Origin of the sequence: Aphanothece hegewaldii CCALA 016 (assembly GCF_003007785.1) — a bacterium.
Taxonomy (GTDB): domain Bacteria; phylum Cyanobacteriota; class Cyanobacteriia; order Cyanobacteriales; family Microcystaceae; genus Chroococcus; species Chroococcus hegewaldii.
Window position 1 is genome coordinate 37,986 of the sequence record NZ_PXOH01000024.1, and the last position, 15,940, is coordinate 53,925.

Genomic DNA, 15,940 nt, shown 5'->3' on the forward strand with positions numbered 1-15,940 from the left:
GGACGGGGGGAAGGCGATCACTTTTGTCTAACTCGCAGCAAAGCGGTCGCTTATTATATCTTGTCTTTTACAGATTAGGCGATTATTTCTCTTTTCTACATTATCGACATAAATCTTTTTTAAGATTCTAAATAGATGGATGACAAACAACAATAACAAATTTCATAATAATTGATGTATTTTCTTCAAATTTTTTCAGCATTTCAGTCATTCTTATGTTTTTTTTCAGGCAAAAGTTTCAAGGTTTCTTTTTCTGACAATTCTAAAAGCATCGTATTGTAGTTGTTTTGAATCATTGTTGTATGAGGATGCTTTTCTCCTAGCCGATGTACCGCTATTTCTAAAGCTTTTTGATAATAGGTGATCGCTTGAGAATAACTTCCAGAGCTTTGAAATATGACTGCTAAATTATAAAAATTGATAGCCATATCTGGATGCTTTTCTCCTAAATTAATTTTAATTAACGATAAAGCTTTATTAATTATCAACTCAGCTTGAAAATTTTTCATTTTGTAATATAAACATCCTAAATTTAATAAAAATTTAAGCGTTGTTGAATGAGTTTTTCCTAATTTATTTTCAGCCATTAACAACGCTCTTTTTTGAAAATATAAGCTTGCTTTATAATTTTCTTCTTCAGCATAAACTAAACTTAAATTATTATCAAGTTTCATTAATGTAATGTAACCAAATTCAGGGCTTTGCTGCAAAAATTTTTTAGCTTTTAAAAATAAATTTTTAGCTTTTTTAATCTTTTTTTCTTGATAATTCAGACTACCTAAATTATGATAAATAGTTCCTAACAAATTATTATTTAATTCTTCTTGTTTTTGAAGTATAGTTAAAGCTTTATTAAAATATAAATCCGCTTGCTCATAATCTCCTTTAAAACTAAAATATTCTGCTATATTATTATAAGCTTTAGCAATATCGAGATAATTATTTTCTAAATTTAGTTCTATTAATTCTAATATTCTTTCTCGATAAAAATCTGATTTATTGTATTCTCCTACTTCACAATAGAATGTTACTAAATTAGTGTAAGTATTAATTAAAAAACAATGCTTTTCTCCCCAAACATCTTTTTGAAGCGTTAATGCTTTTTGATACAGAAATTCAGCATCATTATATTGCCCTATATCCATGTATAAAAGAGCTAAGTTATTAAAAGCTGCTATCGATGAGTAATGTTTTTCTCCAAATTGCCTTACCAAAATTTTAATAGCATCTTCATAAATACTTTGAGCTTTTTTAAATTCACCAATTGTTCGATAATATTCTGCTAGATTAATTTGAAATTGAGTAAGCAAATTATAATCTTTTACAGGTTGTTTTTCCAAAAGTTCTAGAGCTTTTTCATGATTTATTCTAGCTTCATTAAAATTTTCTGTTGTTTTATCAAGTAAAGCTAGGTTATTATACACTGTAGCTAAGTTCAGAATATTTTTTTGCTCTTCTAAACTCCAGATATTTAAGGCTTGTTGATAAAGCAACTGAGCTTCCTGATAATTGTTAATTTTTACATAAAGATTTCCTAGATTATTATAAATATTAGCTAGATCAGGATGTTTATCTTCTAATTGCTCTAATTTTATATTTAAAGCTTTTTTATAAAATTCATCAGCTTTTTTATATTGTCCAGTTAAACTATATAAATCAGCTAAATCATTCTGAACTATAGCTGTTAATAAATGATTTACATCAAATTGTTTAAAAATAATATTTCTATTTTTTTGATACCAGTTCTCTGCTTCTGAATAAATAGATTGAGATAAATAGAATTTTCCTAATACCTGACATGGCAGAATTAGACTTTCGTTCTCAATCCAAGTCAATAAATTGTTCGCTACTTCGACTAAATGAGGAACAACAAAAGTCAATGAGGATACTAATTTTAAATCGATGATTTCTGGCACTTGCTTGGCGATCAATACCATTACTCGACACAGATCTCGCTTGCACTCATCAATGTTTTCGATCTCACTGTGCTTGGCTTTAAAAAATTCTCTAATTAAAGGGTGTAATCGATATTCATGATGTTCGCTAATTTGCAGTAAGTTTTGCTCAATTAATTCCTGATTCCGTAATTCACATAATTCTTCTTGCTCATCTTCCCATGCTTCGGTATTTCCTGTTTTGATAACACATTGCTCTACTAATGACCATTGTATTGGGGCAGGAGCAAAAAGACTTAAACGACATCCTAACTCTTTGGCTTGCTCTGATAATTGTTCCCACGATAACTCAAAAGCGGCCGCCACTCCTAACTGTGCTGTAGTATCTCCTTGATTTTTAAGAATTAAAGCTTTTGCCGCTAAACTCTTACTTTCTAAACGCTTTTGTACTTTTTCTATCGTTAACTCTTGATCACCTGCTAGATAACGTCCAACTAATTCTAATGCTAAGGGTAATCTTCCTAGCCATTCACACAATCCCTCAGCTTGCTCTAATTCGGCATTAATACGCTCATTCCCTACTAGCGATCGCAGTAACTTCAGTGCAGCTTCGACATCCAACACATCTAGGTTAATTCGTTGGTAATTGGCTCCTGGTTTTTGTCTACTGGTCATCAGGACTTTGAACTGAGTCTTATTTCTGGGTGGCAGGTAAGGAGCGAGTGCAGCGTAATCAATCACATCATCATAGATGACCAATACTGTCCCTTCAGGCCAATGATTCCAACAATGATTGATTTGCTCCTGTAAATCTTTCAATTCATGAGGAATCGGCTTAGTAATAATTGATAGGGCAAAATTGACAATTTTAGTTCCTAGTAGGTTTGTTTCACGACACGGCAACCAGCACAGTCCCCCTGGATATTCATCTTGATGCCGTATGGCGTACTGCACCGCTAACTCGGTCTTGCCAATACCTCCCATTCCTGACACCGCACAGATGGCTAATTGGTTGTTTTGCTGTAACTGCTTATGGAGTTCTGCTAGTGTGTCATTGCGTCCGACAAAGTGAGCTTCGGGTACTCCTGAGTAGGGGAGATTACTTGGTGTACCTTTCGGGGGGGTCGGTGGGGCTTGCTGATAATTATTTTGTGTTCCGATGAATGTACTATCTATTATTGTTGAGGCACTAATTAAATTATTTCCTTTAGCCCTAGGTGCCAAATTTCCAATATTTGCTCCTTCTAATCGAGAATTATTACAGTTCGAGTGGTCTGCCTGAGCATCTTGTTCCTCTGGCTTAAAAATATCGTCTTGTTTGTGGGGTTCTCGATTCTCATTCATGCTTATTCTTAGGATAATTTCTTAAGTGCGATCGCTTTTTTTTATCCTTTCTTTGTTTCTTTCCAATCTTCCAACGCACTGATGACGAAGCTGGCGGCAGGGTGGTTGAGCATCTGTTCAAGTGCTGCTACTCCTCCTGCTTTTATTGCACTGAGGATTCTTTCGGCTAAACTGGAATCGCTCTCTATCTGTTCGATGCCATGGGTGGCGATCGCTAATTTTCTCGTCGTTGTCGTTGGGGAGTAAGTTCGAGATAGTTGGTCTAACAGAGCTTGGATCTGAGCCGCCGCTTCCGCTAAGTTCTGCTTCTGTTCTGGGGCATAGTTGTGTTGGGTGCCGATCAATGTGTTGTCTTTGGCCTCGTTACCAGCGATGAAGTTACTCCCTTGGGCTTCGGGGATGAAATTATAGATTTTTGCCCCTGATAAGTTGTATTTTTCCTTGTTTTGCTCTGTCATTGTTCTAGCCTCCTAATTCTTTAATCTTTTGTTGACATACTTCGATTTGCTTTGTAGTTCAAATTTTTGTGCCGCATTAGCCGCGATCCCCTCCCGCTGCTGCAAGTATCCTAGCTTTTCCTGCCAGATGGCGATCATACCTTGCCACGAGGCGTACGTTGTCTACGCAGTCTCTTTCTAGAGGAGATATAAAATCGAGTTGGCTTACGATCAAGGGTTTCTAAAGCTACTTTAGTTTCCATTAAATTTAGAGTAAGTAGCTTTTCAAACATCTGTAAACCTATTTCTTTATAATCAGCTTGGCGATGGAGTTGGATGGCAAATGTAGTAAAGCTATCAGCTACATGAGCTAAATTGTAATTTTTGGGTTCTAATTGAGCCTGCTTGAGTAAACTCTGGCAAATTTGAATTATTAATTTAGGCTCTGTATCGATAATATTTTCTAACTCAATAATTTCGATAAGATCGTAGGCAGCTTTTACAAGAATGGTTGGGCGATCGCAAAAAGCTTCAATTAATTCTCGCATTTCTCGATTTAACTGAAAATGGTCTCTATTTAATCTGAAAAAATGAGTGAGAGTATTTTCAATAAATGGAGATGAATAAGTTGCTAGAGAACAGAGAATTCTTGTTGCGATTTTTCGGCATATTCTGTCAGACCATAAATGACAAGAAGCATGAGCAAAGCCACAAAGAATTGCTTCATTATCTAGTCTGTCAAGATGTTCTTTAATTCTGTCCTCTGACCATTCATCCTGATAGTGGAAATTGTAAATAAACAATAATTCTCCATAAGCTTGATAGTGAAAACTAGAATTTTCTTGTAAGAACATTTCTAACCAAGCATGAACAGTTTCTTTTGGTTCAAACCATCCAATAGTACGAGAAATAAAGCAAAGTGACCATTCAGAAGATAAAACTTCAGGACAGTTGCGGATGACAAGATCGAAAAGTCTGGTAGCTTTAACACGATCGCCATTTAGTAATAATGGCATATTCGTAACTATATCAATCCAGACTGACGGATGTTTTTCTATTCCTATTTGAGACTGGATGAAACTAGCCCAATTTACTAAGTCTGGTGGATTTTGCTGTAGGTATCCAGAAGTGATAGCTCTTACAATTGCTGCCCGACCATTAGTTAAATAATGACTGTTACTGAATCTGAAAATGATTGAATTATTATGTGAATGATCTTGGTTTTTACTCTGATAATTCTCTAATTTAGGTTTGGTATGTGTAGATAGCCAATTAATTAGTAAAGATAGCACAGATTGAGGTAGACCTTTATTACTTTTAGCGATATCTTCCAAAGCTGAAGCTGCATCATCCTGGAATTGCTCTGAATTAAACCCTTGCCGATCTAAATTTTTTATAATTCCTATCAAACTCTGAGCAGAAAAATTAGTTTGGGCTAGTTCGCGTATCGCAGCCCCTGCGTAATGTTCGTGACGCTGAGGTTTAAAGTGAGGAAGCATTCTAAGAAAACGCTCGTGATCGTCTTTAACCAACTTTCCATATACGCTTGTCTGCTCTCTAACTCCTCCAGAACGAGCGAGATCAATAGATTTTTTTTGATGTATGTTCGCTTCATCTGTTGTATCTGACAATTCATTAAAAAGATTTAGTAGCTCTTTATCAGAAGCATATTTCATTTCGTCTACAGTCATACGCGGGCCTATAATTGTCGGTCTTGTTAGGTTATACCCTTCCTTAGTTCTTTCAACAACCCAAGGAAAAGCCCTTAATTCTTCCTCTTTTATTTTCTTTCCTTGATGACTTAAATACTCATCAGGAAATGCTAAAAGAAGTTCAAGACGATGTTCTCGGTTAGATCGAATAAAGTGGGGTCGATCTTCTGCTGATAATTCAGGACTTAGATTGTAGTAATTAAACTGATAAATTATTTGTTCAATCTGCTGTCTATCTTGTGGTGATAAATAGGGACAGACGGCTGCTATCAGTTGTTTGGATTCTCTATGGTAGCTTTTTAAACCATCACCTAAACTCAACCTTCTAGAATCACCTATTAAATAGACTAGAACATTTTGAGGTGCTTGAGAAGCTATTTTTTCTAAACCTTGCGCGAGTAATCGATGAACAAGCAATAAGTCTGATTTTTCAATACTAACATTTTGATTAAAAAAATTGAGAAATTCTGTTAAATCCTGATTAGCCAATTCTGCGATCGCTACTTGCAGAGCTTTAATAATATCTCCTCGATAAAAAGATAAATGGCTATCTCGATATCTAGTTTCTAAAGAATCGTTTTCATTCGCAATTTGTTCTGATAGGTTGGTAAACCAAGGCCAGATAGTTTTTAGAAAATACTCGGGAAGTGTTTCGGCAAACGTTTCTAGTTCATAGAAATCATGATCATTTTCAAGTAAATTCCTTATAGGTTCAAGTCGGATAGACTTGTAAGCACGAAAAGAAGATGTAGCTTCATCTGGCTCGGCTGATAACTCTGCAATGGCTTGGTTATGTTTTTCTGTTGCTTGTTCTAATCGCCAATTTAGATGAGCAAGTAGAATTCTTGGAGCAAGTTCGGGAAGTGTTTCTGCAACTCTTTCAGCGATAAATTTGACCTCATACCAATCGAGATTAGAACGTTGAATTGCTTTTTGAGTTAGACATACTCTTTCAGGTGTCCATTCATAAATCTCTCTAATTATCCATAAGCTCAAAGCATCATATTCTGGATTATCTAACCAGTATTCTTCTAATAGATACCAAACTTCTTCAGAGGCAAATTGGGTTGCAATAAACAACAATGAACGGCAGTAAATAGCCTTCTCTGGAAGTTTTTCTAACCATTGCGTGAATTCTTGACGATGGCGAAGATGAGCAAACCATCCATGACTACCATTCATCGCATCGAGAACCTTTATTCCATCAGTCTCCGAATTGAGAAGGGGAATCAGTAATTGCTTTTCGACTGAATTAGGCTGTGATTGTGACCCCATAAACTCGATTAACAGAGACCGAATATGAGTTCGTATTGATGAGGCAAACAGTTTTTTCAATTCTCGCTCATACTGGTTAGGAGCCATACCCCGCAGATAGTTAAGACTTCTTAGAAGAGCAGGTCTAACAAATAGACCATCTTGACGCTCTAATACAAAATCAGTAAGAGATTGAGTCTCGCAAACAAAGGCACGAGCAAGAGTATGATCGTAGTAAGTTTGATGGCAAAATCCTAGAGTAAAATTGTCTGGATTAGTTATTAAAATACCTTCTTGTTCCAAAGCTCGATAGATTTCAAGATAGTCATCAGCAACAGAAGGCGGTAGCCATAAGACTTCCTCCTTTTGCATCTGTTTAGCAAGTTTTTCCAAAAATTCTCTAGCTTTTTCTGCTTTTGGTAGTTGACTAATACGAACATCCCATAACTTATTTAGCAACTTCTGGGAAGAATCAAAAACCTCTCCAGGTTTTGCAACTTCCAAAAATAGTTTTAGATGTAAGGGGTTTCGCAACAGTTCCTGTAAAGATTCTCCTATACTGTTTGGTGCATGACCTGCTTGTTCTAAGATAGCAGCGATCGTCTCCCATGTTGGTAAGCTGAGGTATAGTTGCTCGAATCCCTCCAATCGAGTAAATTGAGAGCCATGATGAAATTCAAATTCTCGGCAAGATGCGATGATGTGAACATTCGGTGTCTTGGTTAAAGATTGGATTAATGTCAACAACACTTTAAGACGTTCAGGATTACGGTCGAGCAACTCCGAAATGGCATCTAATTGATCGATTAGCAGAATCACTCGTTCTTTATTTGCAACTGCTTTAACAGCCTCTATAGGATTCATGCTTAAGCGTAACTGATCGTCCTTCTGTAAATCATCAAGAGTTTTAACCTGATTGCTCAGATAGTCCGCTTTAATTGCTAATAATGTATAGTCCTGCTCTACTAAACTATGCCCTAAAACCCCTAAAAGTGATGATTTTCCAAAACCCGGGCCTCCCAGAACAATAGTTGTAGAAAAATCTTCTGTGTTTATACGATCTAACAGTTTTTCCAATTCTGGACGAACAATCTGTTGATTTTTCTTTAGTGTTTTTGGCCAATTGAGTAATCCTATTGAAGCACAGCGAAATTCCTGCTTGAGATGGATAAACTCAAGTTCTGAAAGAGAAGATTGCTGTAACTTTTTAGGGAGTTGCTTTAGTGTCTCATCTTGTCCAAAAAAATGATCCTCAGCAACTCCTAAGTATGATAGGTTATTGGGTAAGTTACGTTTTGTTTGCCCCCCCGATTCTTCGCTTCTCGGAGAGGCTACTAAGGGTTTCCGAGAAAATCATTTACAACCTCTTTCACTCTCGTTAAACCGATGCCTCCTGGTGCTGATGCCCATGTGAGTAAAGCTGTTGCTCTTTCTATTTGAGGAGTATTTTGATGAGGTAGATATTCATTAGGGACATTTAGCCGAAAGGACAGTTCGTTAAACTGTGCAGGGATTAACCGCCTTAAAGTGTCTAAAAGTTCATTCGGCTTCACTTGATTAGATGAGCTAGATTGTTGAGTTTTTTCTGAATTAGGCATTTCATTTTTGGGTAGGATTTGCGCCTCAAGTAATTTCCACATTAGAGTAATAGCATTATTCATTGCATAACGACGAATACCACCTTTTCTAATCTGATCTAGCTCCTGCTTCCGTTCATCAGCAAAATCTGAGATCCCTCTTAAAATTAGCGTTTTCTTTGGGTCGGCATGACTGTAGACCGCACTTAACATCCCTGCCCCTTCCATTTCAATCGCAAGATAATTTCTGTTGTTCTTCTTCAACCAGTCAATAAACGGTTGGGTTGCACCAACTACTGACCCAGATGCGATCGCACCATGAACAAATTCTGGTTTGTCCCTAAGCCATTCTTTTTGTGGTAGTTCCGATGGGAGTTGAGCTTCCTTTCTTTTTCTTGCTTCTTCTTGCCACTCTCGATACAGTTGAGAATGGGCAAACTCCATGTCTTGAACGGCTCTGGCTAAATCGTCACTGCATCGATAGGTGTCACCTCCCATTTCAAAAGTAAATGTCTCTTCGCCTCCAGTCACCGCTTTTCCTCTGTCTAAATAATTATTGGCAGTCGTTACCACTACCACATCTCCTAACTTGACATCTCTACTCATCCCTCCAGCAATCCCTAGCATGACTACTGTTTTCGGTTGACGGCGTTTGATGAACCGCTCCGTGGCCAGTGCAGCTTTTTCTAAGCCCATGTCTCCGACGAAGGTAGCTGCACAATGATAAATAACTGTTTTTTCCCACTTGAACAGGTAATCAGTTACTCCAGTTTCCTCATCTTTAATTGCTTGGGGAGAGGGCAGTTGTGAGAAAAGCTCTCTGAATTCTTCCCTTAGTGCAACAATAATGCCGATATCAAATTCAGATATTGCTTCTAACATAACTTTGGCTTTTGTTTCTGACTTTTGTTCAGATAGCTGGTTGTAATTGTTCTGCGTTCCAATGAAGGTGTTTCCAGAAATGTTCTGACTACTGATGATATTGCTCCCTTGAGCGTTCGGTGCATAGTTACCGATGTTTGTCCCCTTCACTTCGTCTGGGGAGGGTAACTCGGTATCCTCATCTAACCGTTTGGTGATCGCCCCTAGCACTTCACTAAAACCCGAATCTTTGAACATTTGTGGGGTTAATGTATTCATATTCTGTTTTTCTTCAAAGAGTTCACATACCACCCGAAAACCCATGTCAGAGCCGCGGTCGATGATATGATCTTTTGCGTCTTTGTAACAGTCTAGGTTGCGAGTCGCAGAACGGCTTAACCATAGCTCATGATTCCAAGCACCGCCACGCATGACATGATAAGGATAATTTTCTTCACCCTCTCTATCCCAGACTCTTCCATCCGTTGGTGCGCCTTGATAATCTCCATGCCAAGGATCTTGACACCATTCCCAGACATTTCCGTGCAGGTCATATAATCCGAATCCGTTTTTATTAGAGGAAATGACCTTATCAAAATAATCGACATCTGTTGTTCCATTGTAGTTACCATTGTAATTCGCTTCTTTTGTTGAAATTGTCTCTCCAAAATGAAACGGTGTTTCTGTTCCCGCACGACACGCATATTCCCATTCCGCTTCCGATGGCAGACGGAACTTCTTTCCAGTTAGCTTTGATAATCTTTTACAGAATTCAATTGCATCTTTCCAACTTACGTTCTCGACTGGTCGCTTATGCCCTTTGAATTTTGATGGGTCTTCTTTTAGTGGTCGAGTAAAATGTTTTAAACGGGCGATCGCTCTCCACTGCTCCTGTGTAACGGGGTATTTCCCCATATAGAATGATGAAACACTCACTTGACGTTGTGGGCCTTCGTTTCTAAAATGATCTCTCTTATATACCTGACATAGTCTTTCTATTTCTTCTTTTGGCGTTCCCATCATGAATGTTCCATAAGGAATTGGAACCATTTCTAGAAAGACACCTTCTCCTAAATCAGCATTATACGATGTTAATGAATTTGACAAATTTTTCAGATAATTGCTCCAAGTCTGATCGTTTTCGTGAAAATTTTTCTGCCATCCTTCCAGTTCTCTAAACTCCGCATAGATGCTCGTCATTGGAACACCACCGCCACCAAGATTCGTTCCCCGATCTAGTGTAAACTTCGCCATTCCACACACTTTTCCCGTCCGCATATTGAGCAGTGGAGAACCGCTTAATCCTGGCCTAGCTTGACCTAACTTGAACTTCATCAATGGGGGGCTATCTCCCGTTAATCCTTCATAGCTAAAGGTGACGGGCGCGCCGTTGGGAAATTCGTCGGGATAACCGAAAGTGTACAGATCATCGTTTGGATTAACTTCTTTGTCCAAATAAACACACGGTAAATTCTTAAGCGGTGAATTTAGTCTGAGTAGGGCCAGATCGCTGGATTCGATAAATCTCTCGATTGTAGCTGTGGGGAAGTCTTCCTTATTTTGCCAACTGACCTTAATCGCTTCAAATCCTGCGGTTTTGACTACATGAGCGCAAGTTAGTATCCTATCTGGTGCTATTAAAAAACCCGTACCCCAACCCGCCTTGTTTGGGATACTCAATTTGAGTGTACAACTTTTAAGGAGTTCGGCTAAATCTTCTTTCATATTTGGATTAGCTTCCCCATTCTAAAGTAATTTCTAGGTTAGCCTTGCTTGTCCCTTTGACTAAAACTGCCGTTAGCTGCCCTGATTCAATTGCTATCTCCATTCCGAATTTTACTGTTGCCTTGCGGGGGTTGACCTTGCCGATTGGAACAGCGATCGCATTGACAATCCCCTCCAACGCATCAGTAACTTGCTTGAAAGGTTTGGGATCGAGGGCTATATCTTCTCGCCCTGTCTTGCTCACCTCTATTCTCACAATTGAGCCATCCTCTAATTGGACAGGAATCGTTGCAGTCCTAATTTCATTAAATTCCATAAAACTTTCCCTTAAATTCTCCTATCGACATCCATCTAAATTTTTTTGACTTTTCATTTAACCTACTCCTGTCTTGATTTCTAGTTTTTCTAGCCGTCTTTCCAAAGGACAATTTGGTCGGTTAAGGAAACTCAGGTTCGACTTCGAGGTATTTGGCTAACGCACTGAGGAGAATTTCAGTTTTCGTTGCGCCGTGTCTTTCCGTATAAGCCTCCTATTGAGAATTTAGCTTGAGTAGAATACGGATACTGATATGCGTATTAGCCATGATCGTAGAAGATGAATACTTCACTCATCAATCACCTTCTTATCTAGCTTACGAATGAGGGTACGAATTGCTTGCCGTTTTGTCTCTTGTCGTTGCAAGCAGTATCTCTCTAACGCTTCATATTCCTTAAGAGGCAGTTCTACGGTCAATCGTTTAATGTTGTTGAGGGGGACTTTTCTTGGCATAAGGATTATCAGATTTCATGCTTCCAATCTAACCCAGATGCTGGAATCGTCAAGGGGGTTTCAGGTTATCTGCGCTCATCACGGCTGCTGTGGAAAGTCGGAGGCGATCGCAGTATGGCTCAAAAAACCGAAGAAGTTGAAAACAAAGGAAGTGGATCGCTTAAGTATTTTTGTTCTAGTTGCCATGCTCTAACAATGGCTAGTCTTAGCCGACTTGTGTTCCAAAAAAAAACTTTTTTGGACTACGCCCTTTTTGCTAGTCTAATCTTTAGTTTCAATCCGAGTAGTAAAGATCAATAAGGCAGCAATCAGCGAGATCGCAATCAGTAGTTCTGTCAAAGATTCAGTCCTGACAAGTTTGAGCAGTAAAACAGCTTCTATGCTAGACAGAGTAATGAAGATAGCCCACCACTTTTTTGAGGTCATTTTGAAGCCTCTCATTTTTTGACTAAGGGAATAGTTTAACATTACTCCGTGAGAAGATTGCCTCTGAGGGCTTTAATTTGACTGCGTTTTGTTTTGCTATCCATGCGTCTTTTTTTGGCACTACGTGAGGGTTTAGTGGGTTTCCGTTTCGGGGGGGTAATCGTAACACTTTTGATTAAACTTTGTAGGCGTTGTAATGCGTCTTCTTTATTTTGTTCTTGGGTACGGTGTTGTTGCGCTTTAATGACGATTATTCCATCTTTGGTAATGCGTTGATCGTCTAAATTCAGTAGACGTTCTTTGTAGAGAGGTGATAAGGAAGAGGCGTTAATATCAAAGCGTAAATGGATTGCGGTGGCGACTTTATTGACGTTTTGACCTCCTGCGCCTTGAGAACGGATAGCAGTAAGGTTTATTTCGTTTAGAGGGAGGATAATTCTGTTAGTTATCTGTAGCATAGATGGAGTTGATTTTGAGCTTTTTGATTGATGTTTATCTATTAGGCGCGGCTCAAAAAGCATAACCATTAAAACAAAAATATTAATTCCATGATAACAGAGGTTGACCAGAGTCGCTGACGGGGTGACAACCGAGCTAAAAAGCTTGTTGTATATAATACATAGCCCTCAACCCTCTATAATAAAATGGCAGTTTATTAGGGTTAAGTCTGATTAATTGCTCCACCCAATCCTTAATAAAGGTTTGAGAAATTATCCAAACATCTCCATATAATCCCAACCAAAAATGACTATTTTTCGTTTTAACATTTTTAAATTTTCTCACTCGACCGATATATTCTTGTTGCCCCCGCCATCTGATTGATTGTCCTTTTAAAGAGGAAAATGTATAAGCTATAGCAATTAATAAGACGAGACGAGTTAAGCGTTCCATCGAGGCTTTTGACCCCTCTAAATTATAGCCACCACTTTTACAATCTTTAAACATTGCCTCAATTCCAACACGTTTTTGGTAGGCTTTTATCGCTTCTGATAAATTGGAAAAATTAGTAAGCAAATACCAGGGTTGTTCTTCAAGCTTTCCTCGATATTTTCTTTTCCAATAAATGCCAATTGACCCTTGACTAAATCCTTTTTCTTTTCTCACCTTGAGTCCTGTCAAAAATTTTTTAACTCCTGGAACAATTTCCAAGCTATCTAGCTTTTGATAATCTTTACCTTTTTCTTGAATGTAGGTATCTTTCTTTTGACGTAACACAAAGTATGCTTTCCTTGATAGCAGCCACTTCGCCAGTTCCACGCTATGAAATTCACGATCTCCCAACACGACCAGTTCATAGCTTTTTAATAGCCTCAAAACGGGACGGATTAGAGCTTGCTGTTCAGCCAGTTTACTTGCTCCTTTCTTGTCTAAAAATTGCCAATAAATTGGCACAGCCCTTTTTTCTGTAATTACTGCTATCATAAATAAGTTTTTATCTAACCACTGTGTTCTATCTATAGCTAAATATAATCTTTCTCCTTTTTTGAATTTTAACTTTATTATCTCTTCGATCAATGGTAACCATATTAAGGTTACTGACATGGCTGGTAAAATTAAAAATCTTTGAATGTGACGACGACGGCTCTCATATTTAATCGGCAAGGGAAAATAAGCAGCTAATCTCTCAATTTTTACTTGCTTGTGAACTTGTAAGAGCCAAACAATAATTTCTAGAGTTAATAATTGGGCTTGATTTAATTGACTTGATAGATGAATGCGATACAATTCTGGTAACATTAATTTTCTTCGGTCTTGTTCAGTTATCTAGACCGATTCTTTTTTACCACATATTCCGTTAATTCCTTACTCCTGCCAGCTTTCAACCGCTTCGTCACCCCGTCAACCAGAGTCGTTTGATCAGTAGGGCGCATCGCGTTTGCGGCTTTCTCCCAAAGATCGCTTTTAGCGAGTGCCGTTAGCACCGCTTACTCCTAACCATCTTCGCCCTTCAGTTAAGGCAGCGTCAGGTGTATAGTAAATTTCTTGATTTCCTATAACTTGACCTGTCGCTGTCACTACACGAAATTGATAGCAATTACGGGGAGTGTAATAGACTAGCAGCAATTTTCTTCCCTCAATTCCTAATAAATAGTCAATTTTCATTTCACTCATTAAATCTCCTTTTTCGGTCAATCACCTTGATTATAGGTTGAGGAAGTTAGAATAAATTGAATTACTTGAGATCGCGTTTCTCCATGCCAAGCAAAAAGATTCATGTCCGTGAGTACACTGTCCGAGCGCACGATCGCACCATCCACACCCGAACATTTAAGTTCATCTGTTCTCACTGTAATGATTCTTGTGAACGAGAAACCTACGCCACCGCTTGTCCAAAATACGGAAACCAGTGTAACGGAGTTAGCCGCAAATGTTTAAGACTTGAGCATGAATTGAAAAATTAGAGTTAAGCTAAAAATTAATACAATAATACCAATCAAAAACTGATTATGGATAAATACAGACAAATTCCAGAAGGATTGTACCAGAGATTGCTGGAATATCTACAGCTTCACGCCGTTACAGATAGCTGGTCAGAAGAGTTGTTGAAGGAACTCGAAGAAGATGCAGAGGTAACAATTAGACAAACTTCTAATAGTTATATTATTGATTCATCCATCAAAGCAGATTACAAAATTAATTAATTGGTGGCACGTTCTGATGATGCAGTTCCAAACATAGTTCTTTGCCAAAGTAAATCTTCTGGCTGCCATCGGGCAAAATATAGCCACACCAGTTTTTTTGGAAAATGAAAAATATCGTGTAACAAATGATAAAAATTCCCTGTATACCTAAAATTCCAGTAATTAATAAAATTTGTTTCCACCTAATTGATTGAGCCATTGCGTTCAAACCTGCTTAATTACTTTGCTTGGTTATTTTTTGTTTGTTTTTGGGTACTTTAAAATTATTATTCCCATTTCTTGAAAAATAACCATGAGAGTTTTACGACAATCGGAGCCGATTCAAACTATCCGAAAACAGATGATAGCAGCTAAAACTCGTTCTAGTAGAGGGAAGCAAAATTCACTTCTTTACGATCTTAGCCAGTGGAGAAACAATACGATCGGCTCTCTTGGAGAGAATGCGATCGCAGGACTACTTCATTCTTTACCTGATTCATGGCTCATGATGAATAATGCCATCATCCCCACAAAAACAGGAAATCTGACAGAAATTGATTGTATCCTAATCAATAGTACGGGAGTATATCTCATCGAAGTCAAAACATGGAAAGGCTCATTTGCCGCCTATAAAGATAAGTGGAAAAGAAGAGATAGAGATAAGTGGGTTTTTCTAGAAAACAGTCCAACCGAACAAAGCAAGTATCATCAGCGCATTTTTACCGAATGGCTGACCTCTCATGTTTCCAACTTGCCGAAGGATTGCATCATCGCACCCGTGATTTTCCCGATCGCCAAGTGGATTGGTGTAACTGAGTGTTCGGTTCCTGTCTTTAGCAAGTTTAACGATTTCTTAAAATTAATAGAAAGCCGTTCACAAATTTTTGAGCAAGATACTATTGAGCAGATTGCTCAGTTGCTAGTTAATGTTAAAGTAAGGGATTTTGACCCCGCATTGCTAGTTAAATATCAAAACGCTCAACTTAAAGAACTTTTTAGAATTATCTAAATGTTTTGATTGAGTTACTGCCTGAACCTTTATTTCTCACAACCAATACCATCGCCATCTCGGTCAAATCGATGAGGATCGCTTGGCAGGACTTTAAATCTTCTGTAGGAGACATCCCGACAAACAAGATCTGGAGGAGGCGATGGAATGCAGGTATCAGGGTATGCAGCATTGCAATTACAAGAACGTAGTGGCTTGGGAGTTTGAATAGAAGGAGGCAGATAGCAAAATTATTGACGGGACAAACAAACGATTGATAGTCGTTTCATGGGTCTATGAGCTTGTATGCTGAAATTGTTATCTTTAGAGT

Annotated in this window: 15 protein-coding genes; 3 read left to right on the forward strand and 12 right to left on the reverse strand. The window is 38.1% G+C overall.

Annotated elements, in window-relative coordinates; translation table 11 throughout:
• Nucleotides 1–203: 203 nt before the first annotated feature.
• The 10 genes from C7H19_RS18190 to C7H19_RS18235 form a co-directional block, all read right to left on the reverse strand.
• A complete protein-coding gene (locus C7H19_RS18190; RefSeq protein WP_106458347.1) occupies nt 204–3,239 on the reverse strand; it encodes a tetratricopeptide repeat protein in 3,036 nt (1,011 codons plus the stop codon).
• Between the two features lie 41 nt (nt 3,240–3,280).
• The gene (locus tag C7H19_RS18195) at nt 3,281–3,697 is read right to left on the reverse strand and encodes a hypothetical protein (RefSeq protein ID WP_106458348.1); all 417 of its coding nucleotides are present in this window, start codon (nt 3,695–3,697) and stop codon (nt 3,281–3,283) included.
• 134 nt (nt 3,698–3,831) lie between these two features.
• Nucleotides 3,832–7,719: an NACHT domain-containing protein gene (locus tag C7H19_RS18200; protein WP_106458349.1), complete on the reverse strand. Its 3,888-nt coding sequence runs from the start codon at nt 7,717–7,719 to the stop codon at nt 3,832–3,834.
• 257 nt (nt 7,720–7,976) lie between these two features.
• Nucleotides 7,977–10,805 carry an SUMF1/EgtB/PvdO family nonheme iron enzyme gene (locus C7H19_RS18205; RefSeq protein ID WP_106458350.1) on the reverse strand — a complete coding sequence of 943 codons (2,829 nt, stop codon included), beginning with the start codon at nt 10,803–10,805 and terminating at the stop codon, nt 7,977–7,979.
• A gap of 7 nt (nt 10,806–10,812) precedes the next feature.
• A complete protein-coding gene (locus C7H19_RS18210) occupies nt 10,813–11,121 on the reverse strand; it encodes a CU044_2847 family protein (protein WP_106458351.1) in 309 nt (102 codons plus the stop codon).
• A 288-nt stretch (nt 11,122–11,409) separates the two neighbouring features.
• The gene (locus C7H19_RS18215; protein WP_106458352.1) at nt 11,410–11,574 is read right to left on the reverse strand and encodes a CopG family transcriptional regulator; all 165 of its coding nucleotides are present in this window, start codon (nt 11,572–11,574) and stop codon (nt 11,410–11,412) included.
• Nucleotides 11,575–11,835: 261 nt separating this feature from the next.
• Nucleotides 11,836–12,000, reverse strand: a complete 165-nt coding sequence (locus C7H19_RS25820) for a hypothetical protein (protein ID WP_181280661.1) — start codon at nt 11,998–12,000, stop codon at nt 11,836–11,838.
• 41 nt (nt 12,001–12,041) lie between these two features.
• Nucleotides 12,042–12,458 (reverse strand): alternative ribosome rescue aminoacyl-tRNA hydrolase ArfB, encoded by a 417-nt coding sequence (gene arfB / locus C7H19_RS18225; RefSeq protein ID WP_106458354.1) that lies wholly within the window; start codon nt 12,456–12,458, stop codon nt 12,042–12,044.
• Nucleotides 12,459–12,594: 136 nt separating this feature from the next.
• Nucleotides 12,595–13,737 carry an IS4 family transposase gene (locus tag C7H19_RS18230; RefSeq protein WP_106458355.1) on the reverse strand — a complete coding sequence of 381 codons (1,143 nt, stop codon included), beginning with the start codon at nt 13,735–13,737 and terminating at the stop codon, nt 12,595–12,597.
• 165 nt (nt 13,738–13,902) lie between these two features.
• Nucleotides 13,903–14,112, reverse strand: coding sequence for a hypothetical protein (locus C7H19_RS18235; protein WP_106458356.1), 210 nt, complete (start codon nt 14,110–14,112; stop codon nt 13,903–13,905).
• Nucleotides 14,113–14,214: 102 nt separating this feature from the next.
• Here C7H19_RS18235 and C7H19_RS18240 point away from each other — a divergent pair, with 102 nt between their 5' ends.
• Together C7H19_RS18240 and C7H19_RS18245 are read left to right on the forward strand one after the other, a co-directional pair.
• On the forward strand, nt 14,215–14,376 hold the full coding sequence (locus C7H19_RS18240; RefSeq protein ID WP_219907685.1) for a hypothetical protein: 162 nt from the start codon (nt 14,215–14,217) through the stop codon (nt 14,374–14,376).
• Nucleotides 14,377–14,447: 71 nt separating this feature from the next.
• Complete coding sequence (locus tag C7H19_RS18245; RefSeq protein WP_106458358.1) at nt 14,448–14,642, forward strand: hypothetical protein; 195 nt, start codon at nt 14,448–14,450, stop codon at nt 14,640–14,642.
• On the opposite strand, the gene C7H19_RS18250 is transcribed toward C7H19_RS18245, so the two are convergent.
• Nucleotides 14,635–14,841, reverse strand: a complete 207-nt coding sequence (locus C7H19_RS18250; protein WP_106458359.1) for a hypothetical protein — start codon at nt 14,839–14,841, stop codon at nt 14,635–14,637. The two genes, C7H19_RS18245 and C7H19_RS18250, sit on opposite strands and share 8 nt — an antisense overlap.
• 93 nt (nt 14,842–14,934) lie before the next feature.
• On the opposite strand from C7H19_RS18250, the gene C7H19_RS18255 reads away from it, so the two are divergent.
• Nucleotides 14,935–15,630 carry a nuclease-related domain-containing protein gene (locus tag C7H19_RS18255; protein WP_106458360.1) on the forward strand — a complete coding sequence of 232 codons (696 nt, stop codon included), beginning with the start codon at nt 14,935–14,937 and terminating at the stop codon, nt 15,628–15,630.
• 29 nt (nt 15,631–15,659) lie between these two features.
• On the opposite strand, the gene C7H19_RS27120 is transcribed toward C7H19_RS18255, so the two are convergent.
• Entirely contained in the window at nt 15,660–15,851 is a 192-nt protein-coding gene (locus C7H19_RS27120) for an excalibur calcium-binding domain-containing protein (RefSeq protein ID WP_146136547.1), read from the reverse strand.
• Nucleotides 15,852–15,940: the final 89 nt, after the last annotated feature.